Raw genomic sequence first — 25507 nt, forward strand, 5'->3', positions numbered from 1 at the left:
GACTAACATAGGCTAAGAGTGACAAAGGATAAGCTATGAGCATCGCAATCAACAAACTAACCAAAACTTACCATGCCGATAGTGAGTTTCCTGTGCATGCGGTTCAAAATGTTGATCTTGAAATTAACTCCGGTGAGTTTGTGGCGGTGATGGGGCCTTCGGGCTCGGGCAAAACCACTTTACTGAATCTTATTGGCGGCATAGACACGCCCAGTAGTGGTTCGGTGATGATTGATGGTAAAGATATCGCTGAATTGAATGAGCAGCAGCTAATAGGCTTTCGCCGCGATCATGTGGGGTTTATTTTTCAAGATTACAGTTTGTTGCCGGTGTTGACGGCGTTAGAAAATGTCGAGTTTGTGATGCAGTTGCAAGGGCTGAGCTCCGCTGAATGCCGGCGGCGTGCCACTGAACTATTGACTAAGGTCGGGTTAGCAGCGCAAATGCACAAGGTTCCGGCTAAGCTATCGGGCGGTCAGCAACAGCGGGTGGCAGTCGCACGCGCACTCGCGCCTCGGCCTCGATTTGTTATGGCTGACGAGCCTACAGCCAATTTAGACGCGCAAAGTACCGCTGAGTTACTCGATATCATGCAGCAGCTCAACAGCGAAGAGGGCACCACCTTTATTTTCTCCACCCATGATCAGCGCGTGATAAAGCGGGCAAAACGGGTGATTGTATTTGAAGATGGCCAATTGAAGCAGGATCAATGTCAGTGAAATGGCAATTGACGCCATATTGTTGCTTAGCTGGCTTGTTGGTAATGTCAGCTAAGGCTGTTGCCAGTGATATTCCCGGCATGGCACCTGCTGCGCCTTGGGACTTGTCTGGCTATATTCACTACAGTGTTAGCAGTAATAACCCCAATGGCACCTCCAGTTTAGTGGACCACCTGCTGCATCAGCGGTTTAATTTTGAATATCGTTTTGACAGCGATTTACGACTTAATGTCGGAATGCGTAATCGACTTCATTATGGTGATAGTCCAGAAATACCAGGTTTTGCTCAGGTTATTGAAGCCGATAGCGGTTATATGGACTTATCCCATAACTGGCTAGATAGCGGCAGTTGGTTAGGTAATAGCCAGTTTGATCGGCTTAATCTTAGCTGGGACATGAATCAAGATTGGCAGTTAAAGCTCGGACGCTTTCGGGTTAACTGGGCAATGTCTACCTTGTGGAACCCCAATGATATTTTTAATGCCTATTCCATTTATGATGTTGATTATGCCGAGCGCCGCGGTTCAGATGCAGTGCAATTAAGTCGGCAGCTGGGCTTTGCCAGTAGTATTGATGCGGTATATAGCATCAATGATGACGATGGCTTAGATCGTAACTTGGACAGCTATGCACTGCGATATTTAACCAACGCTAACGGTTGGGATCTGCAGGTACTAGCGGGAAAATCATTAACTGATTATGTATTGGGTGCTGGCTTTGCTGGGGATATTGCCGGGGCGGGGCTGCGTGCTGAATGGAGCTACTTTGACCCAGTTGATGAGACTTGGCCCGTCGCTAGCCATCTAAACCACTCTAACAATAATAAGCCAAGCTCGCCATCGTCACTAGCTACCGATATCGCTAACCAATCATTGCCATCGAGCCATGTTGCCACGATAGAAGCCGACTACAGTTTTGCCAGTCAGCGAAACTACTTAGTGCGTACGTCGCTTTTGTATATCTCCAATCCTATCGATGCCGATAGTGCATTGGCTTACCTGAATTTACCCTTGAACGCGCGGACATTGAGCTTTGCCAACTGGACTTATTATGTGGATGTAAGCGCCGATATTTCGGATCTAAGCCGCTTAACGTTAAGCAGTAGTTACTATGACGATGGCTCGTACTTTGTGGGGGCAAGCCAAAGCTACTCGCTCAGCGATGACTGGCAAGTGCAGTTTATTTTGCAACGCTTTGACGGTAGCGGCGCTAGCTTGTTTGGTCAAACCCCCTCAACATTGAGTTACTTGCAATTTAACTGGAGCTTTTAACAGGTTATGATGTAGTGAAGCTGGGAGCGTGCTGCATACCGGCCACTATTTTAATGAAGCATGAGCATAGACCAAAAACAACATAATCAAGCTAGGTTATATTTCTGCCCTTTAAATGAAGATAGTTTAAATGCGCAGCAAAAAAGTGAGTTAATGGCGTTACTACCTGAAGATGAATGCCATAAAATTAATCGGTTATATCGCCAACAAGCGCGCGATAAAGCGCTGATGGTTAGAGCTTATTTACGTATTTTATTAAGCCAATATGCCAGGCTTTGGCAGGTGGATATTGCGCCGCATCAGTGGCAGTTTGAGTATGGCGACAAAGGTAAGCCAGACTTATGCGAGCGGGATTTTCGCCTAACTGGCATTCATTTTAACATTAGTCATAGTGGCCAATGGTTAGTGATTAGTTTTTATCGCGGCCATCCGATAAAGCAACACATTGAGCTCGGCGTTGATATCGAACGTAGCCGCGCCAGCACCAATATTTATGCGATTTTAAGTCACTATTTTACCGATATAGAAACCCGCGATCTGTTGGCATTACCAGAGGATCAACAACGTGAACGTTTCTTTGATCTGTGGGCATTGAAAGAGTCTTACATTAAGGCTAAAGGGCTGGGCTTAGCGATGTCATTGAAAGGCTTTAGCTTTACCATGCAACATCGTAAGTCGGCTAATATGGCCTTGTTTGATGCACAGCAAAGCCGTGAAATCAATATTGACAATGGTATCTCGCTGCAGTTGCATGACTCAGAGGATGATGCTGAGCAGTGGTCAGTGATGTTTGGTCGACTGGACTACGAATATCGATTTGCGATCAGTATTAGTTTGCCCGAAAGTCCGACCTGGTTAGCACAAGTGGTGACAGCACAAAGCGTGTTTGCTTTAGCTTAACGCGTAATGAAAAAAGAGTAGGCGGGGAGCTCGCCTACTCTTAAAAGTGACCGTAGTTGATTGTTAATGTACGGTCTCCAACAACCTAGGTTTTAGTAGTTAGCTTGGAAAGTTAACCACAATTTGTCAGTGTCGTTTGAGAAGCCATAACCGGCATCTGCGCCGCTGAAGCTGGCATATTTCACACTGACATTGTAATGCTTCTTAAAGCCGTATGCGGCAGATACACCCCATTCCTTACCCATATCGATGCTGCCATAGTCAGACTCAAAAGTGTGATACTTGGCGAGTAATTTAAGACCTACAACTTTAGCGGTAACAATAAAGTGCGTATCAACGAGACCATTTTCCCAGTTACCTGCGCCGCCGAATAAGAACTTATCTGTCCAACCGTTAAACGCATGCAGTGTGGCAAGTGGCGTAATAAAGCCAGCGTTACCGTCGTCTGAACCCAATACTTCGTAACCAACTTTTGCGCCGAAATTGTTGAAGTTAATGCCAGCACCGAGTTTGTAGTAGTTAGCATCGTAGCTGGTTGGGTTGTCACCGCCGTTTGACTGCTGCGCATATTCTGCTTCGTAGTTAAGCTTAATGGCATCTAAATCAAATTTACCGGTGGCACGCACACCATAGGTATCGGTTGAAAAAGCAGCCACGTTAACATTGTCAATTAAATAGCCATAACCGGTTACGTTAAGCGCATCAACAGGCTTGTAGTTAACATTCACTAGATGGGTCTTGTTTTTGTGCTCATCTTTGCCCGAGTCTTCGGCGAAAATACGGTTAACATTATTGACGTATGAGTAGTAAGCGGTCAGGTTTTCAATGGCAGTATTTTTAACTGAGAACGCATCATAAGTTTGTTCGTTTTGGCGGAAGCCCACACCACCAACAAAACGTTGGTTATCGAGTAAAATACGTTGGCGACCATATTTAGCTAAGGTCTCAGCTGGACCTTTATAGCCTAAGAAGGCTTGGTTGATTTGCGTATATTCATAGTCGGCAATCAGTGGCTCGTTATCTGTTGAGCGCACGTCATCAACTTCGGCCACGGCAAAGAAGTTGTATAGATCACCGGTTTTATAATTTAAACGGGTACGCAGTGTGGTTTGGTTTTGTTGGTCGACATTGGCCACATCGACATCTTCATAACGTAAACGGAATTGCACTTTAACTTCGGAATCATCGATAAAGGCTTTTTTCAGTGGATCAACATTATCTGCTACGACGGCTGTTGATACTAGGCTTGTTAAAATAGCTAGTGTAAGGGTATGGACTTTCATCTTATGTGATCCTTTTGTTTTATCATTGCTCTGGGGATGTTATAGGTGGGATTGCAGTAGCAAAGATTGATCTAAAACAAGGTTGTTAAATGAAAGGTTTTTTAGGCTAATAAATGTGATAAAGATCAACGGCTTATACCTAAATAGGTGTACCTCTAAGTGGGTATTTATTAGGTTTTTCTAATTGCAGATTTGTTAAAAGTGAAAAAAAACCTCGAAATCGTGATGCGATTTCGAGGTTTGCGTTTACAGGTTGTTAATTAGTGGTTGTGTGCCTTGTTGGCCGATTTTTGGGTCGGTACGATGTCAAAGGCTGGGTTAAACTCCACCATCGTTGCCGCGATTTTTTCAAATGCAGTGCTTTCACCGTCGAACTTGACTCTGCCCTGTTCAATTAAGCTGGCCAAATCAGTTTTACCGAGCAAAATCTGGGTAATGTCCGCCTTATTGATGGTCATTGTTGCTGCAGCCTCTTTAGGTTTGCTGACGACACTGTTATTTAAATTGCCGTTACTGAGCTCGATATATAGGATTTTGTCATCATCGGGTGTGACGATATTCATGTTGATAAAGCCCACTTGTGCTGCTTTTAAACTATCGACTTTCACCGCTAGAAAATCAAACAAAGTAGAGATATCCATTTCACTTAACACATCTGCCGAAGCCGTTTTAGGCGCGCCGGCTTGAATGCCAACCCGCAATTCTTGTGCTCCGGTTAAGTAGATATTGCGCCAGCCAGCACCTTCGGCTTGATAACCCAACTGCTCATAGGTATCAGCCAACAACTCTCGCGCTGTTTGGTTGTCAGGTTGAGCCGTGACGACCTTATTGAGCACCGTTGCGACAAAGCGATACTCCCCTTGACTAAAGTCCTGCTGCGCCTTGGTGACCACTGCATCCGCGCCGCCCATATATTCAACAAACTTTTGTGCTTCAGGCGAAGTCGGCAGTGGGTTGAGGTTGGCCGGATTCATATCAAAGTAGCCGAGGTATTTGTTATAGACCGCTTTAGCATTGTGGCTATAGGTACCGTGGTAGCCATTGGTATGCCACGCTTGGTAGATACTTTTTGGAATAGTATCTTGGATAGCATCGCCAATATCTTGAATGGTCACCCCTTGGTTAGCGAGCCGTAAGGTTTGGTTGTGCACTAGGCCGTAGTTATCTCGCTGTAGGCGTAAGAATTGATTAATCTCTTGGTTACCCCATACTGGCGCAGAGTGGGATGCAAACAGCACCTCAACATCATCACCAAAGGCATTGATCATTTCATTGATATCTTTTGACCATTTTAGCGCGTCGCGTACCTTGGCACCGCGAAGCGTGTAGATGTTGTGCATGCCTTGATAGGTGAGTTCAGCTGTCCACAGCGCCTTTTTACTGGGAATGTAGGTGATCATTTCCGATTCAGCTTCAGTACCGGATGCATCCATAAACACCATCTTTAAGCCATCAATACTGAGGGTTTCCCACTTGCTATCACGGTTTAATGTGTAGTCTGGGGCGACATAGGTAATTTCGCCTTTCGATAAGCCTTTGCCTAATGCCGCATCAACAATGCCGTGGTTATGTTTGCCCAAGGTGGCACCATACTGGTAAGCAGCGCGGCGGCTCATTGCATTACCCGCCAGTACGTTTTCATCGACAATTTCTTTAGTGATGTTATGCGCACCGTAAACCTTAACCGCAGGAAATAGCTCTTGAATGCCACGCGCACCACCAAAGTGATCTGCATGGCTGTGTGAGTAGATCATCGCAACCACAGGCAAGTCGCCATCTTTTGGCAGGTTCTTCAAAGCAAAGGTCAGCGAGGCTTTCGCGGCTTCTTTGGTTAGCAACACATCATAGGCAATCCAACCGTTGTCACTGCGAATAAGAGTTAGGTTGGACAAGTCTGTCCCGCGAACTTGGTAGATGCCGTCAGTGACTTTGTATAGGCCATTAGGAACCATATTGAGTTGGGCCTGACGGTATAAAGAGGGATTAACTGAATCCGGTGTTTGTTCACTAATAAATGCAAATTCGGCACGAAGAATCGCGGCTGTTTCGCTATCAAATTTAGCGACTAATTGATTAGCAGACTGCTCAAAAGCTCGGGTATCAGCATAGTTAAGGGTGGCAGCGTGGGCCTGATTAACTTTAATGGTATGCGCGGTTGCGGCCTTACCTTGGTAGCTGACGCTAATGTGGTCATGTTCGTGCTGGGCAGCCTGAACGCTGAGACTTAAAGTGGACACAATCGCAATAGCAATAGTTGAATTTTTCATTTGAATTCCTTAGGTCAGGGTGCTGACCAAATGAATGATAAATAGCGATGACTCACGCCTAACCTGAATTGTGAGCAGAATCTTTTCAGGGTGGTTACCGACGTTCTTTGTTGATTGAGGCCAGTATAGGGCGCTTGATTGATTAAATAATTGGGGTTAACTTGGTTTTTGGTATTTATATTATGAATATTAGGTGTACCAATGCCGCAACTAAAACAGTTTGATTTGAACTTGCTACGGGTATTCACCGTGGTGTGTCGTACCGGTTCATTTAGCCGCGCAGCAGAGGAATTGTCGTTGACGCAGTCGTCGGTGAGCAATGCCATTGCCCGTTTAAAGAGCCGAGTGGGTGAGGCGTTGTTTGTTCGAGAAGGCCGTGGCGTGCGCCCCACAGCCGCTGCATTGAATTTGTACCATCATTTACAACAGCCACTTGATGACATTGAGCAGGTTGTGGCAGGATTCGAAGCGTTTGATGCCCATAGCTCTGAGCGTGTTTTTAAGGTTTATGCGAACGATACGGTGATTGAACTGCTTCAAGCGAGTGTTGAACAACACTTAAAAGGTACGCGTTTGTCAGTGGTATTTAAGGAGACGCCGATCCAAGAGCAAAGCTTTCTGATGGATATTCAAACCGAGAAAGTGGATCTGGCGATTGATATTTCTAAACCCTTGGAGCTCGGCTTTAGTAGCCAAGCTTTCATGCAGGAACGGATTGTGTGCGTGGCCAGTAAACAGCACCCAAGAATACGCGGCAGCTTAAGCTATGAGCAGTACTTTGATGAAAAGCATATCGTATTTAATCTGCGCCGTTTTAATCTCAAAGTATTGGATATGCTGACCCCAAGTGTGATGCCGCAGCGCAAAATATACAGTGAGCAGTCCTCTTTGTTGAGCATGATTGCTACTGCATCAAAGAGCGAAGCCTTAGCGATAGTGACTGAATCTTATGCCAAAGAGTATGCCGGCGTGTTTAATTTGCAGGTGTTGCAGCCTCCGTTTGACATTAGGCCGTTAGATATCCAGATGATTTGGGCCAACCGTTTGAGCCAAAACCCAGCTAACCTGTGGTTGCGTAATATGTTGACCGAGCAGATGGCATTGCAAAAGCAACGCAAATAGCGAGGGAAAAGAGGAGTGATGGTAGCCGATACTATTTATCGGCTACCACGAGCAAGCAGCTTATTGCCTTGCAAGGCGCTGGTTATCACCAGGGGTCTCAAAGTCACTGCGATAGGGATTGATATCTAAACCACCGCGACGAGTATAGCGGGCGTAAACTGTCAGCTTAGTGCATTGGCAATAGCGTTTTAGGTCAACAAAAATACGTTCAACACATTGCTCATGGAACTCATTATGTTGACGGAAAGAGATCAGGTATCGCAGTAACTTCTCGCGATTAATTTTAGGCCCCTGATAACGGATCATCACGCTGCCCCAGTCAGGCTGTGAGGTGATGAGGCAGTTTGATTTCAGCAAGTTTGAGGTTAAGGTTTCAGCCACCATGGATTTGCTATCAGTACTATCTACTAAATAGTCGCTACTGAACTGGTAATCGTCCACTTCAATGTCGATATCATCAATGCAGGTGCCAGGTAGTTCAACAATACGTTGATGACTAAAGTGTTTCGGCTCAAGTACTTTCACTTGTACATCACCCTGAGCACAGTCGGATAGATCGCGTGTTAGGGTTTGTTGTACAGCTTCAACACTATCAAAACGTGTTTGGTTAAAACTATTGAGATAAAGTTTAAAAGATTTTGATTCAATTAGATTTTTGCTTTGATAACACAAGATAAACTCAGCGATTGCCACCACAGGTTTGCCCTTAGCATTTAGCCAAGATAGCTCATAACCTGTCCAAATATCACTGCCGTGAAAAGGCAGTGTATCGGTCAAATCTATGGCATCGCGATTGAGTTTTCGAGGGACCCCTTGTAGCAAAGATGCATCGTACTCAGCCTGATAGCCTGTCGCTTTACCTAGCGTCAGTTCAGAAAGTGCCGGAGCATCAGAATATGGGTCATGAACTTGTGTCATCAGTTGTGTTTCCATGTCAAAATAGAGCCACATTATACTTAAATTTTGGGTCGCTGCTAAGTGTCTTCGCTCACTGCTTTAGAGAATTTTATTAATCGCTATCACCAAGCCTATCAAGAATCATTAGGCGAACCGCCTAGGTATTACCCCCGCGGCGAATTTTCCGACTGTATTATCAGCGACACCGAGTTGTCTGATGAGCAGTTGCTTAAGCAAGCGGTGCATTGGCAGGCAGTTAAAAGAGAATCTGTCGCCAGTTTTGACAATGTAGAGCGGGCCATGGAGTTACAACTTAGCGGCGATATCGACGGCCTATTTAGCCATTATTACAGTGCGCCGATGATTTTTAGTTCGCCATGGGGCGAGGGAGAGATTATTCAGGCTTGGAACCAGGTAGATTTTGAATATTTGCAGCAAAACCTAATTGGTCATTTGATGATGAAGCTGAAGTTAAAGCAGCCGCCCACTTGGTTTTTTGGTGTATTGGGCCAAGGTGATGAGATGTTGGTAGTCGATAACCGTGATGGCAGTGTGTGGGTTGAAATTCCTGGGGAAGAACCCGCTAAACGACTGGCTGACAGCGTCAGTGATTTCTTAATGCAGCTGACACCTCGGGTGGCGCCACCGGTTGAAATAGTGGAAGAGTCTATGCCGCAAACCGATCATCCTGGTATCTGGCACCGACTTAAAATCATGTGGCGTAATTTACGCGGCAGTCGTTAAGCCGGCTTAGATTCAGAGCAAAAGACTGTTATACAGGTGCTGATAGCCCGTACTTGAATAACAGTCAGCCACACTGGGTGATGAATTATAGGTGATCCCAGGAAATGTTAGAGACAATGCGGCAGTTGTCGCAGCGAAAGTGAAACAAATCGAGTAAAGGTTGCGGCTGCAACCAGTCTTTTGAGCCGCAGCGTGGGCAGGCTCGCTGTTGCTCCGTTGCTAAGCTCTCACCACCAACACGATAGAGATAGTAATAGGTTGGAATGCCGGTGAGGTATTCTATTCTGCCGCGCAGATCCCAGCCGCGGCGAAACAGATCGCTTTTTTCAGAGGTTAACTCTTCCAGGGCTGCAAATTCCGCTTTGGTGGCCGCTGCCATCTGCAGTTCGTCGCACGCTTGCCATTCAGTTTGCCATTTGATGATGCGCTTATGATCGCCATTAAAGGTGGCAGGCAATTGGTATAGAGGAATGGGCTGCAGGGTATCGCCATTGCGGACTGGCGAACACATATGTACATAACTGGTATACAAAACCTGCCAACTTGGCGTGTCGGTGCTACTGACTTCAGAGTTAATATCTTGGCCAATATATTTTTCCCGCGGGGCTAATATTTTTGCCGCAGTTAAATCTTGTAAGGCAACGTTGACCCATGGACTGTTGTGCCGTTTAGCCAAACTACTTTTCTCTGGTGTAAGTAGGCGGACCCGAAATTCCCCTTCGTTAAAAGCCACAGCAAATTCGCGCCCAAGCACTTGGCCGTTGGCGCGGTAGGCTTCGAGTAAGCCATTAATCGCCTGCTCTGCGGCGGTAATCGTGGTGTTGTCAAAACATTCAAATCGCAGTTCGATGACGTGCATGGTAATTAACCTTGTTGCTTAGCTTGAGACTCAAGCTCACTGACACGCTCGGCTAGCGCGAGATATTTATCATTAAGTTGCTTGTAGGCTTGTAAAAGGCTGTCGATATCGTCCACTTTAGGCTCGGCTACGACAGCCGGAGCGGCGCTCAACGGTGCAATAGCCTGTTGATCAGCAGCAGACATGGATTTGTACTGCTGTAGCCCTTGGATAAGCGTAGGCATGGCGACACTCGTCCCCAGCTTGGTTTTTATCAAGGCAAGGGTTGGCGTTCGTCCGCTTTGACTGATTGACTGTGCGGCTGCCAATACTTGGTCAATGGCTGAAGTCATGTGTCGAATTCCTTAAAACTTAGTAAATATCACAAACACTGTGGTGTTCAAAAATTAACATGTTGTTATAAAACAGTTGGTTATGGTTTTGGCATAAGCCTTGCTTTATCGCTAGTTAAGTATAATAGATAAACAGGATGTCAAAGTGAAAACAAAATTATTGGGTTTGGTCTTATTGGGCGCTGTAAGTGTGGGTATGTCAGGTTGTGTGTTGAATGTCGGTGACGGTGAAAGCGAATGGAGTAGCTATGATTCTTGGCAGCATAAACAACAACAAAACCGCACAAATTTAACCCGCTTAACCTTAGGGATGAGCAAACAAGAAGTGTTGTCGTTGATGGGCGATGCGGACTTTAATGAAGCGTACCTTGATAAAGACAAGGAAGTGCATGTGTTGTTCTATCGCACTCAACGCACTAATGGTGATGGTAAAACCACTAAAGATGAGTGTACGCCGATTGTCATTTCTGAAAACGGTGTCGTTGGCTGGGGTGACCGTGCTTATGCCAGCATCTAGCACTATTATCGTAAGCTAACGTCTTCTCAATAAGGTGTCCAATTGGTCAATCACTTCAGACCATTGGGCATCTTCTGCTATTGCCTCGCGTATAAATGCCTGTTGCGCACTATTCCAAAAAGGTGCCTCAGCTAAACTAACTGTGTCTGCCAATGAATGGGTGACCAGAAAGTTATCAATGGACTCTTGGTCTGACTCTAAACCTAACTGTTTAAAAAGCAACGCTAAATCTGGGGTGTTTGTATCCATATTACCAGCTCGTAGTCACTATTTTGATTCCCTAAAGATAGCGCCTTGATTATTATTTGCACTTTTTTTTATTCTTGTTAGGTTATCAGTATTGATCTAGATCACGGAATCACTGCGATGACTACCACTGCCCCAATTGATAAAACTGAAGCGTTAAGAGCGGTTTACCTTACTGCTGAAGACTTAAGAGTGGCCGCTTCTATTCTTTATAATGCCTATCATGATGATCCGCTTTTTGTCGATGTTATGCACTCGGGCGATCAGGTGCAATATGAGAAGAAACTCCGTGGTGCTATTCGAGAAGAGCTCAATAGTTTGTGGCAGCAAGAACAAGTGTTAATAGGCTTATTTGATGGTGAGCGCCTAATTGGTGTGGCGTGCATAGCCACTGAACAACTGCCATTAGGTGAGGCTAGGCTATGGAACTGGCGTTTGAAAATGTTAGTCAGCGCCGGTTGGCAAACCACCCAAGCATTAATGAATAAGGAGCGCTCTATTTTGGAGCACCTGCCTAGTGCCCACAGTGGTGTGCTGCAGTTCATTGCTATTAACCCCATTGAGCAAGGTAAGGGCTACGGCAATCGCTTAGTGCAAGCGGTGATCAGCTGGAGTGAAGAGCAGCCCGAATTGGCTGGAATTGGGGTGTTTGCGGCCAATGACAATCACGCAAAGCTCTTTAGTCGCCATGACTTTGCCCAGTTAGAGCGACTGACCATTGGTAATGTAGAGGGGGATTTGCTCTTCTATCGAGGTCATAGCAATGACTAAACGCTATCAAAGCTTTAAGCAGTTTTATCCATTTTACCTAAGTCAGCACCAAGATAAACGTTGCCGCGCACTACATTATCTGGGGTCAAGCTTAGTGTTATTGTTACTTATCGGCTTTATTAGCAGCGGTAATTTTTGGCTGCTTTTACTGATGCCGGTTGCAGGATACGGATGTGCTTGGGTAGGCCACTTTGTTTTTGAGAAAAACCGTCCAGCCACCTTTACCTATCCTGGGTATAGCCTATTGGGTGATTGGGTTATGTATATCAATAAGATTAAACGCCTATTCAACCAAGGTTAAGTCGGTTGAATGTGGTCTAGCTATGCTATTTAAATTTTGCTCACTTCAATGGTCGGAATGTAAGTTATTTGCTCGTTGCGCGATTTTTAGGCGATTGTGTTGTCTGTGTTTTCAACGGTTCACTTAATAAGATACTTTTAATCAATAGTTTGGTTTAAAGCTAACATGATTAGTTTGTTAATTTTTTGTGTTTTAGAACGCTAAGTCATCACAATGATTAATCAGAGTAACAAGGGTTATATTTAGTCGTCATCCTAGTAACACGCCATGCCATTGGTATTGCTTTGCTCTGTTATCCATTGCATTAATGATTACGATAGAAGTGGCCGCTAGCCCCCATGGAATAAAGAGTTTTGAGGTAAGCGCTTACATTTATCGTTGTGATTATTGTCAGTTTGCTAGCGAAAATCAGTATAAGATTGATGGTATGCAATATACCTCGATAGTGTATATCTCAACATGCCATAACCCGTGTGAGAGATCTCTTACAAGGCTGTAGGACAATTGAGAGATTTTAAGTGTGTTAATGTCATGCCTACCAGTTAGAAGTGATAAAAAACAATAGCTTGCGTGGTTACCTGTCTGTACGCTCGGTGTTTTTTTTATGTTATTTAATTGTGGGGTGAGATATTCGTTGCTGAACGCCATATACTTATAACTGTTCAAGGACGGACGATATTCAAGGAAGTCGAACAGGATGTTCGTATCACTGACAGGAAGTTAGTGATTAAAGGGATATTATCAAGGATGACACGTTTTAGGATTGAAACGTGGGAACTGCTAAGGAAAGCCAAACAATCCAGGATGGAAGGTTTGCTGTCTGGAAGGCGGTATTACAACGGAAGTATTGAACGGAATCAACAAGGACGAATAAGGAACACACTTACGGATAAGTGCTCTTAACATAGGATTTGTTAGGATAAAGGAACTTAGTACTTAGTTGTACATGGAATGATAGGGATATGCATGGATGAGGCTGGATGCCAATTTGAACGCATGGATGGTGCAGGGAGCATATAAAATAGCGGGAATGCTTAACAAAAAAATCGAAGGCGCGGCTTCTCTTGAAGCCGCGTTTTTCCTTTTCTAGCGGCAACGCCCAGAGTTACAACTGCGTTTAGCTCCGCCACCACACCCGCCGACTGAGCCTTTTGAAACTGGTGCATCCATCCATTCTGGTTCGGGAAATATTGGCCATTCGACTTTCTTTACACGTTTACCATGCATCCAAATATGGGCTTTATATTGGTTGATGCCATCAGTACTAAACTCCATGAGAAACTTAGCATTCCAAGTTAAGCCACTACTACCACCAACACTTGGGCGTGCTGACTCCATGGCGATGGATAACAGTTGCACACGTTGTTTTTTACATTCTGAACCAGCAAACATACGACTGAGCTCAGCCATTTGTCTCAATTGCCAAAAAAATGCAGCGATCACCACTAAAGCGGCAATCATCAAAAAATCTGTCATCATGCTTTGGTTACCTTAAACAAGCCACCTATGGCAGCAGATAGTTGCGGGCTACGATTGGGATCGCGTAGTGCCTTTAACATCTCAGTTCGCAAACTAGGAATAGCCACAATATCAGCAAATACTTGGTTAAAGAAGCCTTGGGGCTGTTTGGCAAGTGCTTCTAAATACAGACTGCGGGTTGGATCATCTTTTAGGGTGTTCCAGTTACGTCCGGCAATTGCAATTAACACTTCATCGCTCAACTGTTGTTGCTCGGCTAATTGGCCAATAAACGCAATGGCTAATTGTGGGCGAGAGGCCAGTGCTCGTAGGTAGTAGACCTTTTCTTCAGTCGTAGCCTTTAAACCTGTTTGGTAGATGATATCAGCGAGAGATTCGTCGATATACAGATGCTCTAGTTGCTGGCACAAGGCGATTTTCACTTCAGGAGCAGCAAAATCGAATCCAGCTTTTAAGTGCTGCAGGTGGTCTAGATTACTCGCATTGACGCAGATATCGGCCAAACCTTGATAGCCTACTTGCTGCCATTTGTCAGCGTCATGTTGTTGGCTTAAGTATTGATAAGCGAACTCATATTGTGGACTTGCAGGTAACCCAAGTTGTTTGCGCACTAAGGCATTAAAGACCGCGAGTTTTTCTGCTGACGGTTTAAATGCAAAGGGGTGATTTGCCAGTTTTTCCTGTTCTTGCTCAGTGAGCACTTGAGCGGGATTTCGGCCCAGAGCCTCGACCACCATCTTAATAAACTGAGTACGCGGGGCGGCCATCAACTTGCCTTGTTCGCACAAAGGTAGCTTCAAAAACCAGATATAGTGCTGCATGCTTTTATCCCAGAATACCACGGCAAATTGCGCGTGCCCTTGCAGTGGGTAGGGATAGGGTGTAGCCAAGTTTTCAATCTGTTGAAAAGCGACCATATCAATGTGCTGAACACGTCGACCTAGATCATAAACTTGGAACTGGGTATTGGCCGTTGATAGGAATTGGGTGAGGGTATTAATCTCTGTCATTATGTCGCCGTAATTTGTCTCTAAATCTTAATCGCGGCAGTATAGCATCGCTGTGCTTTGAATGTTGAGTGCAATCTAATAAAAGCGTGTTCGCTGCAGACTTATCGTGATTATTTGGTCCAAGTTTATGGTTCAAGTGATAAACTAATGGCTTAAGCACTGAGTAATGAAAAGTCATACCCTATGAATGAGGCAATATACCTGCAGACTGCGCAGGCATTGGCACGGATAAAAACGCATTTACAACATCTTGAATTATGGACTGAGACAGCCCCGTCTGATGAAGCACTAGCCGATCCCAGCCCCTTTTGCTACGAGTCGATGCCGTTCGAGCATTGGTTGCAGTTTGTGTTTTTGCCAAAAATGTCGGATTTAGTTGCTAATCAACAAGCCTTGCCGACTCAGTTTGCTATCAGCCCAATGGCGCAGATGCGTTTTGATAATCAAACTGCGGCACAAGCGCTAATTGATGAGCTGATTGCGTTAGAGAAGTTACTCGATGAACCCAGATAATTGTATAGGCGATGAAGTCGTGAGTGATGAGCTGTTAGTACCAAATGAAAGTGATGAATTAGCACCCGATGATGCGACTTGTGAAGAGCAAGCGCCAGAGATTGAAGTGTTATACGAAGATGAAGATGTGGTTGCTATTCATAAGCCAGCGGGATTATTAGTTCATCGCAGCTATTTAGCACGGCGAGAGCGCTTTTTTGCGATGCAATTGACGCGCGATAAGATAGGCTGTCACGTGTTTCCGGTACATCGACTTGATCGGCCCACATCGGGCATATTATTGTTTGCTAAAAGCAGCGAGATGGCCAATATCCTCTGTGAGCAGTTTGCCAATAAAACTATCGAAAAACATTACATAGCGTTAGTGCGCGGCAATATGCATGAAGCCGGATTATTAGATTATGCCTTGAAACAAGAGCTTGATGATTTGGGCGACAAGCATGCCGATACAGATAAAGCGGCGCAAGATGCGCAAACCAGTTATAAGCCACTGCTCAATTGTGAAATTCCTTATCCATCTGGACGTTATAGCACGAGCCGCTATTGCCTGATTCACTTAACACCGCATACAGGGCGTAAACATCAGTTACGTCGCCATATGGCCCACTTAAGGCATCCTATTATCGGTGATACCACCCATGGTGACGGTAAGCAAAACCGATTTTTTAGAGAGCATTTTAATATCAATAGGCTATGGCTTATCGCCAAGAAGTTGAGTTTTGACCACCCAAGGACAGGGGAGCGAGTATCTATTGAAACTGAGCTTGAATCACAATGGCTTGAATTGTTTGAGCAGTTAGGTTGGCAGGCGGAAGATTTAGACAATCAGCCAAGCATGTTAATTAGCTAACCTCAGCTTATTTAATCAAGCTTGTAAACCTAGCGGGTAAATTTAGCCCTTTAGCATTGCAGCATAGATTATGGCTGAGCTTTAAAGGGTTTGGTTTGCTCAGCTTCAATCGTCTCAGATTGATTTTCAGCGCCATGGTCAACACTAGCTTCAGCGGGATCGGTTAAACATTGTACTGTTCTGAAGTAACACATACGACGTGTGTGGGCAGATTTATGAACATGCTTAAGGTGTTTTTGTCTACTGGAGTGTCGCATCAGCAAATCCTTGAACTTTATGCCACTGTAGCTATAAGGCCTTCAATAAAGTATGTTTGGATTATAGGTAAATAATGCGCTGAGGGCTAAGTAAAACATGCGAAAAGTGAATCTAGTATTTGGAACTGTATACGGTAATGCTCAATTTGTTGCTGAAGAAGCCGAGCAAACACTGCAAGCAGAAGGGTGGCAAACTCAATTGCTAACCCCTGAGCAACTGGATAACTATATCCCGGAACAAGATAGCTTACTGGTTGTGATTTGTTCGACGACAGGACAGGGGGATATCCCAGAAGATATCGCGCCTTGGTTCGCCCAACTTAAAGATCAGGCTCCTTATCTGCCGCAATTACAATACGCCGTAATAGGCTTGGGTGATTCTAGCTATGAAACCTTCTGCCATGCCGGAGTTCAATTTGATGAATTGCTCAGCGAACTTGGCGCTAAACCGGCTGCTGAGTTGCTAAAAATTGATGCGTGCGAAACCATGGAACCGGAAGTCGAGGCAAAAGCTTGGTTGTTAAACTTGAGCCAACAACAGGCCTAAGAGGCTCTGTATTTAGTCGCCTTAACCAACACTGGTTTAAATTTGCGCAGCGTTTAAGTCAAGCGCTGCTCATCCCTATTGCCATTTTGCCCGCAGCCGGGGTGATGATTGGCCTCGCCATTAACCCCATTCCCTTTATTTCTGCGGATCTAACATTGTTAATGTTAACCGTGGGCAATCTGATTTTTACCATGATGCCAATGCTGTTTGCAGTGGCCATAGCAATAGGATTTTGCAAAGACCAAGGCATTGCCGCATTCAGTGCCGTATTTGGTTACGGCGTCTTTTTTTCGAGTTTATCGGCGCTAGCTGGCATGCGGCAACTGGATACGATATCGCTGTGGGGAGCACAAACCATTGATACAGGAATTGCAGGTGGCATTGCAATTGGCGCCGTTACTTGCATCGCCGTGAGGCTCAGTGAACGGCTGCGCTTACCCAGTATTTTCTCTTTCTTTGAAGGCCGACGTAGCGCGCCATTGCTATTATTGCCTTTGGCCATGTTCATTGCCTATCTGTTTTTAATGATGTGGCCTTTGTTGTCCAGCAAAATTGAGCTGTTTTCTGATTGGGCCGTTTATCAAGACCCGATGTACGCTTTTGCGCTTTATGGCACCGTTGAGCGATTATTAATTCCTTTAGGTTTACATCATATTTGGAATGCGCCGTTTTATTTAGAGTTAGGCCAGTTTATGCAGGGCGGTGAGGTGATAAGGGGGGAAGTGGCTCGTTACTTAGCTGGTGATCCCCAATCTGGGCATCTTGCGGGTGGCTATTTGATCAAAATGTGGGGGTTACCTGCTGCAGCCTTGGCGATTTGGCGCTGCGCCGATAAATCCGAGCGCAATAGAGTCGCCGGGATTATGATTTCTGCGGCAACGGCATCTTGGTTAACTGGCGTGACCGAGCCGATTGAGTTTGCATTTATGTTTGTCGCGCCGTTGTTGTTCTTATTGCATGCGTTGTTAACCGGGTTTGCTTACGCCGTGTCTATCAGTTTAGATATCCATCACAGTATTGTATTTTCCCATGGTTTGGTCGATTTTAGTTTGCTGTTTGCACAGTCACGCAACACTGAGTGGTTTATTATTTTAGGGCCATTGACCGCGGTCATTTACTATTTGTTGTTTCGCGGTTCAATTTTGCTGTTTAATCTAAAAACCCCAGGGCGAATAATCGGTGAGACTTCGGGTTCTAAAGGACTGATTGCGATTATCAACGCATTGGGCGGCAAGGCGAATATTGTCGATATCTCCGCTTGCCTGACTCGTTTACGTATTAGCGTAAAATCGGCGGATCTGGTCAATAAGAGCCAACTGAGTCAATTGGGCGCTAAAGGTGTGGTGATTTTGGGTAACGGCGTACAAGTGGTTTATGGTACTAAAGCTGAAAGTATTAGGCGTTTGCTTAACAAATATATTGATAGGCATAACTAGCAAAGCTAATAGCAATGCTGCAATGTCAATTTTTAAAAAGCACAATAGCGAAAAGTGAGGTGAAGTGTTAATGGAACGGAAAGTATTAATCACAGATTGTGCTGATGCGCCGGGTTTAATCACTAAGATAACCGGAATATGTTTTGCCCATGGCTTAAACATTATAAAAAACAGTGAGTTTGTTGATAATGCTCAAGGGCGATTTTTCATGCGTACTGAGCTGGAAGGCCAATTTGATGAGCAGTTATTTTTACAACAGATTGACAGTGTTTTGCCGGCGCAGAGCCATCGCCGACTGGTTGAACATGGTAAAAAGCGTGTGGTAATCATGGTAACCAAAGAAGCTCACTGTTTAGGTGATCTGTTAATGAAATCCTATTATGGTGGCCTTGATATCGAGATTGCTGCGATCATCGGCAACTATGATGTGCTCGCACCGTTAGCAGATAAGTTTGATATTCCCTTCCATTATGTTGATCACAATGATTTGACCCGTCACCAGCACGAGCAAAAAATGCTGGCATTAATTGCGGACTATCAACCCCAGTACATTATTTTGGCGAAATATATGCGGGTACTTACCCCTGAATTTGTTGAGCAATACCCAAATCAGATCATAAATATTCACCATTCATTTTTGCCCGCTTTTGTGGGGGCTCAACCTTATCGTCAAGCTTGGGAGCGAGGGGTTAAGATCATCGGTGCCACCGCGCATTTTGTTGATAACTGTCTCGATGAAGGCCCTATTATCAAGCAAGATGTGATTCCTGTTGATCATAGTTATAGCGCTGAAGCGCTTGCACGTTGTGGCCGTGATGTAGAAAAAAGCGTGCTTAGTAAAGCCGTGCAACTGGTGATGCAAGAAGATGTTATCGTGTATGGCAACAAAACCGTGGTGTTTTGAGTTTTGATGCCCAGATAGCAAAGCATAGAGTCAATATAATAAGATCATAAAAGGCACCGTAGAGTGCCTTTTTTGTCTTCATAATGTACGTACTGTTGGTTAACAAGACGGTGTTAGTAATTTACCGCCATGATTTGGTCTTCGCCATAGGTCATCGCAATATCTTTAATGGTGACACTACCTTTTACATAGCGAGCAATGCGTTTAGCGGTTTTGTCAGCGCCATTGTCTAGCGCGAATTGATGGTAGCTTTGACCATTACAAACGAGTCGAGGGAAGATACGGTTCTTATTGATACGGTACTCTTTCATTGTGTCATTGAACTTATAGATTTTGTTGCTTGCGCCAGCCTTACAAACAGCAACCAGCGTGCTTTCTAGCTGAGGTGACATTGCTGCATTGGCAGATAGAGATAGTGGTGCAGCTGCTAACAAGGCGATGGTAAGTAACTTTTTCATGTGGTGCTCCTAGCGGGTTTATCCAAGGTCCGGATTAAATCTAAACCCTAATTTGTCGAAAAGCTGTAAGCAGTTTGTGCGCAACTGTTTCAAGATAAGTTGAATGACTTAGATGATGTATGAGTGTTTCAGAGTGTTTATCAATCGCTCACTTTATGAGATTCAACGTGATTTGATGATCTCCGTAAGGCTAATTTGCAGGAGTAAATGTGCATCTATGATGCCGATAAGCGGTTTTCGAACAATCCGGTGCCATCGCCAATCACAATTTGCCAAAATAAAACCTGATATAGATCGTGTTAATTACGCTGAAATTTTGCGTTGTGACTATTTCCGACTTATTTTTAAAGTAGGCGCAGAAAAAGACACGGGACGTTGTGGTGCTGAGACAGAAATTTAGCCAGTTTTTAACTTCAAATGAAATACCCCATTCGATGGCAATTGCTTGGGCTGTGGTTGATGAGCAACTTGTTGTTAAGCGTCTCAGTGAAGCGTTCTATCAATCGGTTAGAAAGCCCATTTCACAAATCCTCAATCATAAGCTGCAGCAAAGTTATTCTAATATTGCTGAAATTGATATCACACTGCCGAAAAGCGGCGCGCAAACCTATCATTGGGTGAATGATCGTGGCGTAGGAGTGCAGGGGGTGTTTACTCCTTACGAATCAAAAAGCGGGTTGTGGTGCCTTAATGTATCGGAATTGGCGCTTGATGACCGCTGGTTGATGGATTTACATCCTGACTATGAACATGCCATACAGTCAAGTGATGAATGGCTGCAGCAGATTGAAGCGGTGATCACATCTTCGCCCAGTGACGTGTTTAAAGTGGCTGTGAATCAAGCGTTAGTGTTAACTGATAGCAAGGTTGGCTATTTACATCTATATGATGAAAGAAGCGATGAGATGACCTTAACGGCTTGGTCTGACTCAGCACTCAAAATGTGTGATATTCCGCAGATGACCCATGCGCCGTTGGATGAAGCTGGAATATGGGCCGACAGTATTCGCACCCAAGAGGCCGTTATTCACAATGATTATGCAACGGAGCATCATAAAAAAGGTTTGCCTGACGGTCACTTCCAACTGAACAGCCATATGAGTGTGCCGATTCGCTATCGTAACCATATTGTCGGTGTCATAGGTGTAGGCAATCGTGTCAAACCTTATACTGCGGTTGATGCAAAGTCTTTGACCATATTTGCCTCAATAATGTGGCACTGTGTTGAGTTGCCTAAATCTATGCGAGTGTTGACCAAGCAATCAGAGGTTATTCGCTCACAAAGAGAGAAACTGTCACATACGTTAGTGCAGCTGATTGGCGCCGTATCCGATGCCGTTGAGCTCAAAGATGCCTATACCGCTGGGCATCAAAAATCGGTGGCGCAAATCGCCTATTTAATTGGCGAGCGACTAGGTTTGGATACTGACAGGCTTGAAGGGCTAAAATTGGGAGCTCTGATCCATGATATCGGTAAGCTTGCTATCCCGTCGCAAATTCTCACTAAGCCTGCACGCCTTACTGCAGAGGAGTATGCCTTAGTGAAAATGCATCCACAGCAAGGTGCCGATGTCGTTAGTGAGGTGGAGTTTCCTTGGCCAATTAAAGAAATGATATTACAGCACCATGAAAGGCTTGATGGCTCAGGCTACCCTGCAGGCTTGACTGATGATGAGATATTGCTCGAAGCGAAAATCATCGGTGTGGCTGATGTGGCTGATTCGGTGTTGAGCCATCGCCCTTACAGGGCATCATTAGGGATGTCAAAACTGGTGGAGATCCTTAATAGCGGCAAGGGGACCTTGTTTGATAGTCATATTGTCGAGGTATGTATTGAGCTGCTGTCGTCCCATCAGGTCGACAATATTACTCGAGTAGCACATCTGTCATTAGCACCGGTAACCACGGTGGAGTTGGACCATAGCTTATTTGAAGCGCGAGAGTTGATGACTGCTGCAGGGGTGAAAGTGGCAGCGGTATTGAGCGAAACACGGCGCAGTATTGTGGGTGTTGTGGATCTGCATTTACTTGATCTATGGCATAGTCCACTGCTTGATACGGCTGCAGAAAGAACCATTGATCGTAATATTGAAAACCGCCGTGTACATCAGGTTATGCATCACGAGTTTCCAACAATCGCGCCATCGGTGATAGTCAAAGATGCGGTAGATTTGCTCGATAAGCACGACAGCGATTATCTGTTGGTGATAGAGGGGGATGAGGTTATGGGCTGCATTACATGGAAAATACTCGCTAATGCCCATGTGCAATTTGATGATTTAGCCATGCCCCATTAAAAAAAGCCAAACATCACTGCTTGGCTTTTTAGCTAAAAGCTTACTGTTGCGAATTAGTCTACGATACGTAGTAACTCGTTTATGCCCACTTTACCGCGGGTTTTTTCATCGACTTTCTTAACGATGATTGCCGCATAAAGGCTGTAAGTGCCACACTTTGATGGTAGGTTACCAGATACTACTACTGAGCCTGCTGGAACACGGCCGTAATGTACTTCGCCGGTTTCACGGTCAAAAATACGGGTGCTTTGACCAATGTAAACGCCCATTGAGATAACACTGCCTTCTTCAACAATTACACCCTCTACAATTTCAGAGCGCGCGCCAATGAAGCAGTTATCTTCAATGATAGTTGGGCCAGCTTGCAGTGGCTCTAAAACACCACCAATACCGACACCACCAGATAGGTGAACGTTTTTACCAATTTGTGCACATGAACCCACCGTTGCCCATGTATCAACCATAGAGCCTTCATCAACGTAGGCACCTAAGTTAACGTACGATGGCATCAGTACGGTATTTTTGCCGATGTATGAGCCTTTTCTCACTGCCGCAGGTGGTACGACGCGAATCGCTTCTTCTTTGAAGCGAGCTTCGTCATAGTCGGCAAATTTCATTGGGACTTTATCAAAGTACTTGGTTTCTGCACCGTCAATAACACCGTTATCGAAAATGCGGAAAGAAAGTAGCACAGCCTTTTTTAGCCATTGGTGTACATGCCACTGGCCATCAATTTTTTCAGCAACACGCGCTTCGCCTTTGTCTAGCATCGCGATAGCTTTTTCAACATCAGCACGAACACTTGGATCTACTGAGTTCGGTGTAATTTCAGCGCGAGCTTCAAAAGCTGCTTCTATACGTTGGCGTAAAGCCTCCATTAATGTCTCCCAAATTTGCTATATAAAATCGATAAAATGAATATTTTCTATTGTGCTGCTGGCTTTTGTAGCGCTTCTACAAGCGCTTCAGTCAATTGCTGTTGTGTCTGCTCATCTAGCTGCTGACCCTCGGCCGTTTGCAGGATAAAGAAGTCTTCGGCGCGTTCCCCAATGGTCGTGATCTTCGCTGCCAACAATTTGACCCGACAACGATATAAAATATCGCCGACTTTTGCTAGTAGGCCAGGGGTATCCAAGGCGATTAATTCCATCATACTGGTGCCAGGTTTAGGCGATGGAATAAATGTGATCTGAGTGCGAACGTTAAAAGGCTTCATGCGACGCGACAGTTTTCTGAACTTAGGTAGCTTGGCAGTGTCACCTAAAAGCGCCTTATTGATGGCTTTTTTAATGCCCTGAATCCTTGATGGCTGGGCAACAGGGCTACCATCTTGTTCTAAAATGACAAACGAGTCGATGGCATAATTGTCCTTCGAACTCATAATGGTTGCATCATGTACATTGATATTTTTATTGTCCAATACCGCCATAACCGTGGCGAATAACTTAGGCTTATCTGGACTATATACAAATAGCTCAGTGCCGCCACGGGTCGTGTGTTTTGATATTAGAGTCAGCACTTCTTTGCTTTTGTGCTTCAATATGGCTTCAGCGTGCCAAGCTAATTGATTGGGCTGGTGGCGCAAAAAGTAGTCAGCTTTGAAACGTTGCCATAATTTATCGAGCTCTTTCTCTTTCACTCCGCGTCTAAGGAGATCTTTCTTAGCTTTTGCTTGATGTTCACGTACGCGAGCGCGGATATCAACAGGCTTTTCTTTGCCGCGAGCTAATACTCGCTGGGTTGAAAAGTAGAGATCTCGTAATAGTGAGCCTTTCCAGTTGTTCCAGGTTTTTTCATTGGTGGCGCATATATCGGCCACCGTTAGACAGTAAAGGTAACTTAGGTGCACTGCATCGCGTACTTTCTCGGCAAACTCAGCGACAACATCGGGATCAGATATGTCACGGCGCTGCGCAGTTACTGACATTACCAGATGATTTTTCACTAACCAGCTCACCAAACGACCGTCGTGTTTATTCATGCCATGCTTTTCGCAAAACTCCAACGCATCCACGGCGCCAAGCTGGCTGTGATCGCCGCCGCGACCTTTACCTATATCATGGAATATGGCTGCGAGAACCAACAGACCTTTCTTCGGCAGTTGATTGATTAACACTGATCCCAGCGGAAACTCCTCTTTTTGTTCAGGCTGCGAGAAGCGGTCAATATTTTGCACTAACCTATGGGTATGTTCATCGACGGTATAGGCATGGAACAGATCAAACTGCATCTGGCCTTCAATTTGTCGCCAAGCCGGCAGATAGGCCGACAAAATGCCATGTTGATGCATTAGCGAAAGCGCGGCTATGCCCCGTGGATGACGCAGAATTTCTAAAAACAGTTGCCGACAGGGTGCGAGCTCCATCAGCGGCGTCCTTAATGCGCGGCGTTGACGGCGCAAACTACGTAATGTTGGGGCGTAAATACCTTTGATATTTGAGTTTTTGGCAATCTGTAAAAACAGGTTGAGAATTTCGGTCGGTTGCTCAAACAGTTCGGGGTTTAAGCTCTCAATGTACATACCTCGGCGCTGGTAGCTGTCATTAATCGGCTTGATTTCTAGCGCCTTTGTATGGCCTAACGTGGCGCGTTTAAACAGTTGCAGTAGCATTTGATTCAGTTCCATTACGCGCCTAACTGTGCGGTAATAGCGTTTCATCATTTTCTCTACCGCCAACACGGTCCCGTCAGAATAGCCTAGCAATTCTGCCACTTGGCGTTGCATGTCAAACAGTAATCGGTTTTCATCGCGGCCAGAAATCAAATGTAAGGCAAAGCGCAATTGCCATAAAAAGGCTTGGCATTCGAGTAGCTCTTGCAGCTCATCGGGTTCAAGAAAGCCGTGCGCGACCAACTCTTCTGCACAAGCCGCGTCAAAATAGCGCATTGCAACCCAAGCAATGGTATGAATATCTCGCAATCCACCGGGGCAGGATTTGACATTGGGCTCAAGATCAAAGGCATTCGCTTTCTCATGACGGGCAACTTGCTCGTCGCGTTTGGCAATGTAGAAAGCGCTGGCTGGCCAAAAGTCAGCTTGTCTTATGCGGTCATATAACTCATCAAATAAAGATTGCTCGCCGATAAGCTGGCGAGATTCTAAGAGGTTAGTGGCAACAGTGACATCGTTTTTGCCCTGCTCGATGGTTTCATCGACAGTACGTACGCTATGGCCGACCTCTAAGCCTGCATCCCACAAGAAGGCGATAAATGCGCCGAGGCGCTCTTCATCGGCTTTGCTTAGGTCGGGGGCAATCAAAAACAATAGATCAATATCAGATTGTGGATGTAGCTCACCGCGGCCATATCCCCCCACGGCAATCAATGAAATAGGCAGTTCGGTTAACCCTTCGTCTTTCCATTGATTAATGAGGACCTCATCGACAAACCGGCACCGTTGGCTAACGAGTTCGGTGATCGAGTCTTTATTACTAAATTGTTCGAGCAACTGCTGATTAAGTTCGGTTAATGACAGCTTGGCAGATAAGGCGTTTTCCATTTGACGTCCTGTAGCACAACAAAGGCAA

General features: G+C 45.2%; 26 protein-coding genes. 14 read left to right on the forward strand and 12 right to left on the reverse strand.

The genetic code is table 11. The features are described from left to right. The first annotated feature begins 35 nt into the window (after positions 1–35). The 3 genes from FLM48_RS06890 to FLM48_RS06900 all read left to right on the forward strand — a co-directional run bounded on the left by FLM48_RS06890 (position 36) and on the right by FLM48_RS06900 (position 2890). Positions 36–719: an ABC transporter ATP-binding protein gene (locus tag FLM48_RS06890; protein WP_179024146.1), complete on the forward strand. Its 684-nt coding sequence runs from the start codon at positions 36–38 to the stop codon at positions 717–719. Further along, positions 710–1990, forward strand: coding sequence for a hypothetical protein (locus FLM48_RS06895; protein ID WP_218645331.1), 1281 nt, complete (start codon positions 710–712; stop codon positions 1988–1990). Before FLM48_RS06890 ends, FLM48_RS06895 begins: the two co-directional genes overlap by 10 nt. Before the next feature lie 153 nt (positions 1991–2143). After that, complete coding sequence (locus FLM48_RS06900) at positions 2144–2890, forward strand: 4'-phosphopantetheinyl transferase superfamily protein (protein ID WP_179024147.1); 747 nt, start codon at positions 2144–2146, stop codon at positions 2888–2890. Positions 2891–2982: 92 nt separating this feature from the next. On the opposite strand, the gene FLM48_RS06905 is transcribed toward FLM48_RS06900, so the two are convergent. Together FLM48_RS06905 and FLM48_RS06910 are read right to left on the reverse strand one after the other, a co-directional pair. Then, entirely contained in the window at positions 2983–4173 is a 1191-nt protein-coding gene (locus FLM48_RS06905; protein WP_179024148.1) for an alginate export family protein, read from the reverse strand. Positions 4174–4433: 260 nt separating this feature from the next. Then, positions 4434–6440, reverse strand: a complete 2007-nt coding sequence (locus FLM48_RS06910) for an alkyl/aryl-sulfatase (protein WP_179024149.1) — start codon at positions 6438–6440, stop codon at positions 4434–4436. A gap of 201 nt (positions 6441–6641) precedes the next feature. Between FLM48_RS06910 and FLM48_RS06915 the strand changes: the two genes are divergently transcribed. Further along, positions 6642–7562 carry a LysR family transcriptional regulator gene (locus tag FLM48_RS06915; protein ID WP_179024150.1) on the forward strand — a complete coding sequence of 307 codons (921 nt, stop codon included), beginning with the start codon at positions 6642–6644 and terminating at the stop codon, positions 7560–7562. A gap of 60 nt (positions 7563–7622) precedes the next feature. On the opposite strand, the gene queF is transcribed toward FLM48_RS06915, so the two are convergent. After that, positions 7623–8480: an NADPH-dependent 7-cyano-7-deazaguanine reductase QueF gene (queF, locus tag FLM48_RS06920; protein ID WP_179024151.1), complete on the reverse strand. Its 858-nt coding sequence runs from the start codon at positions 8478–8480 to the stop codon at positions 7623–7625. Between the two features lie 60 nt (positions 8481–8540). Between queF and syd the strand changes: the two genes are divergently transcribed. Then, on the forward strand, positions 8541–9203 hold the full coding sequence (gene syd / locus FLM48_RS06925) for a SecY-interacting protein (protein WP_179024152.1): 663 nt from the start codon (positions 8541–8543) through the stop codon (positions 9201–9203). 85 nt (positions 9204–9288) lie between these two features. On the opposite strand, the gene FLM48_RS06930 is transcribed toward syd, so the two are convergent. After that, complete coding sequence (locus FLM48_RS06930; RefSeq protein WP_179024153.1) at positions 9289–10062, reverse strand: Zn-ribbon-containing protein; 774 nt, start codon at positions 10060–10062, stop codon at positions 9289–9291. Between the two features lie 5 nt (positions 10063–10067). Continuing rightward, positions 10068–10394 carry a DNA-binding protein gene (locus tag FLM48_RS06935; protein WP_179024154.1) on the reverse strand — a complete coding sequence of 109 codons (327 nt, stop codon included), beginning with the start codon at positions 10392–10394 and terminating at the stop codon, positions 10068–10070. 196 nt (positions 10395–10590) lie between these two features. Here FLM48_RS06935 and FLM48_RS06940 point away from each other — a divergent pair, with 196 nt between their 5' ends. Then, positions 10591–10911 (forward strand): DUF3192 domain-containing protein, encoded by a 321-nt coding sequence (locus FLM48_RS06940; RefSeq protein ID WP_084632581.1) that lies wholly within the window; start codon positions 10591–10593, stop codon positions 10909–10911. 15 nt (positions 10912–10926) lie between these two features. Here the strand turns inward: FLM48_RS06940 and FLM48_RS06945 are convergent, their stop codons facing one another. Next, positions 10927–11160: a DUF2789 domain-containing protein gene (locus FLM48_RS06945; protein ID WP_028774510.1), complete on the reverse strand. Its 234-nt coding sequence runs from the start codon at positions 11158–11160 to the stop codon at positions 10927–10929. A 117-nt stretch (positions 11161–11277) separates the two neighbouring features. On the opposite strand from FLM48_RS06945, the gene FLM48_RS06950 reads away from it, so the two are divergent. Together FLM48_RS06950 and FLM48_RS06955 are read left to right on the forward strand one after the other, a co-directional pair. Beyond that, a complete protein-coding gene (locus tag FLM48_RS06950) occupies positions 11278–11928 on the forward strand; it encodes a GNAT family N-acetyltransferase (protein ID WP_051484687.1) in 651 nt (216 codons plus the stop codon). Then, a complete protein-coding gene (locus FLM48_RS06955) occupies positions 11921–12229 on the forward strand; it encodes a DUF962 domain-containing protein (RefSeq protein ID WP_179024155.1) in 309 nt (102 codons plus the stop codon). Before FLM48_RS06950 ends, FLM48_RS06955 begins: the two co-directional genes overlap by 8 nt. 1086 nt (positions 12230–13315) lie before the next feature. Here FLM48_RS06955 and FLM48_RS06960 read toward each other — a convergent pair. Then, positions 13316–13708, reverse strand: a complete 393-nt coding sequence (locus FLM48_RS06960; protein ID WP_028774507.1) for a DUF3301 domain-containing protein — start codon at positions 13706–13708, stop codon at positions 13316–13318. Next, positions 13705–14718, reverse strand: coding sequence for a DUF3549 family protein (locus FLM48_RS06965; protein ID WP_028774506.1), 1014 nt, complete (start codon positions 14716–14718; stop codon positions 13705–13707). The genes FLM48_RS06960 and FLM48_RS06965 overlap by 4 nt, the downstream gene beginning before the upstream one ends. Before the next feature lie 183 nt (positions 14719–14901). Here FLM48_RS06965 and FLM48_RS06970 point away from each other — a divergent pair, with 183 nt between their 5' ends. Together FLM48_RS06970 and truC are read left to right on the forward strand one after the other, a co-directional pair. Then, positions 14902–15231 carry a YqcC family protein gene (locus FLM48_RS06970; protein WP_179024156.1) on the forward strand — a complete coding sequence of 110 codons (330 nt, stop codon included), beginning with the start codon at positions 14902–14904 and terminating at the stop codon, positions 15229–15231. After that, positions 15218–16081 carry a tRNA pseudouridine(65) synthase TruC gene (gene truC, locus FLM48_RS06975; RefSeq protein ID WP_179024157.1) on the forward strand — a complete coding sequence of 288 codons (864 nt, stop codon included), beginning with the start codon at positions 15218–15220 and terminating at the stop codon, positions 16079–16081. The genes FLM48_RS06970 and truC overlap by 14 nt, the downstream gene beginning before the upstream one ends. 68 nt (positions 16082–16149) lie before the next feature. On the opposite strand, the gene FLM48_RS06980 is transcribed toward truC, so the two are convergent. After that, a complete protein-coding gene (locus FLM48_RS06980) occupies positions 16150–16338 on the reverse strand; it encodes a hypothetical protein (RefSeq protein WP_179024158.1) in 189 nt (62 codons plus the stop codon). Between the two features lie 97 nt (positions 16339–16435). Here FLM48_RS06980 and FLM48_RS06985 point away from each other — a divergent pair, with 97 nt between their 5' ends. From FLM48_RS06985 to purU, 3 genes are all read left to right on the forward strand, one after another. Then, the gene (locus FLM48_RS06985) at positions 16436–16885 is read left to right on the forward strand and encodes a flavodoxin (RefSeq protein WP_179024159.1); all 450 of its coding nucleotides are present in this window, start codon (positions 16436–16438) and stop codon (positions 16883–16885) included. Next, on the forward strand, positions 16852–18321 hold the full coding sequence (locus FLM48_RS06990; RefSeq protein WP_037471521.1) for a PTS transporter subunit EIIC: 1470 nt from the start codon (positions 16852–16854) through the stop codon (positions 18319–18321). Before FLM48_RS06985 ends, FLM48_RS06990 begins: the two co-directional genes overlap by 34 nt. Before the next feature lie 70 nt (positions 18322–18391). After that, on the forward strand, positions 18392–19225 hold the full coding sequence (gene purU, locus FLM48_RS06995) for a formyltetrahydrofolate deformylase (protein WP_179024160.1): 834 nt from the start codon (positions 18392–18394) through the stop codon (positions 19223–19225). Between the two features lie 113 nt (positions 19226–19338). Here purU and FLM48_RS07000 read toward each other — a convergent pair whose 3' ends face one another. Next, the gene (locus FLM48_RS07000) at positions 19339–19683 is read right to left on the reverse strand and encodes a DUF3718 domain-containing protein (protein ID WP_028774501.1); all 345 of its coding nucleotides are present in this window, start codon (positions 19681–19683) and stop codon (positions 19339–19341) included. Positions 19684–20063: 380 nt separating this feature from the next. On the opposite strand from FLM48_RS07000, the gene FLM48_RS07005 reads away from it, so the two are divergent. Further along, a complete protein-coding gene (locus FLM48_RS07005) occupies positions 20064–21980 on the forward strand; it encodes an HD domain-containing phosphohydrolase (RefSeq protein ID WP_179024161.1) in 1917 nt (638 codons plus the stop codon). Between the two features lie 53 nt (positions 21981–22033). On the opposite strand, the gene dapD is transcribed toward FLM48_RS07005, so the two are convergent. Both dapD and glnD read right to left on the reverse strand, forming a co-directional pair. Next, positions 22034–22858, reverse strand: coding sequence for a 2,3,4,5-tetrahydropyridine-2,6-dicarboxylate N-succinyltransferase (dapD, locus tag FLM48_RS07010; protein ID WP_028772242.1), 825 nt, complete (start codon positions 22856–22858; stop codon positions 22034–22036). Positions 22859–22905: 47 nt separating this feature from the next. Next, positions 22906–25479, reverse strand: a complete 2574-nt coding sequence (gene glnD / locus FLM48_RS07015) for a bifunctional uridylyltransferase/uridylyl-removing protein GlnD (protein ID WP_179024162.1) — start codon at positions 25477–25479, stop codon at positions 22906–22908. Positions 25480–25507: the final 28 nt, after the last annotated feature.

Origin of the sequence: Shewanella sp. Scap07 (genome assembly GCF_013394145.1) — a bacterium.
In the GTDB taxonomy this organism is placed as follows: Bacteria; Pseudomonadota; Gammaproteobacteria; order Enterobacterales; family Shewanellaceae; genus Shewanella; species Shewanella waksmanii.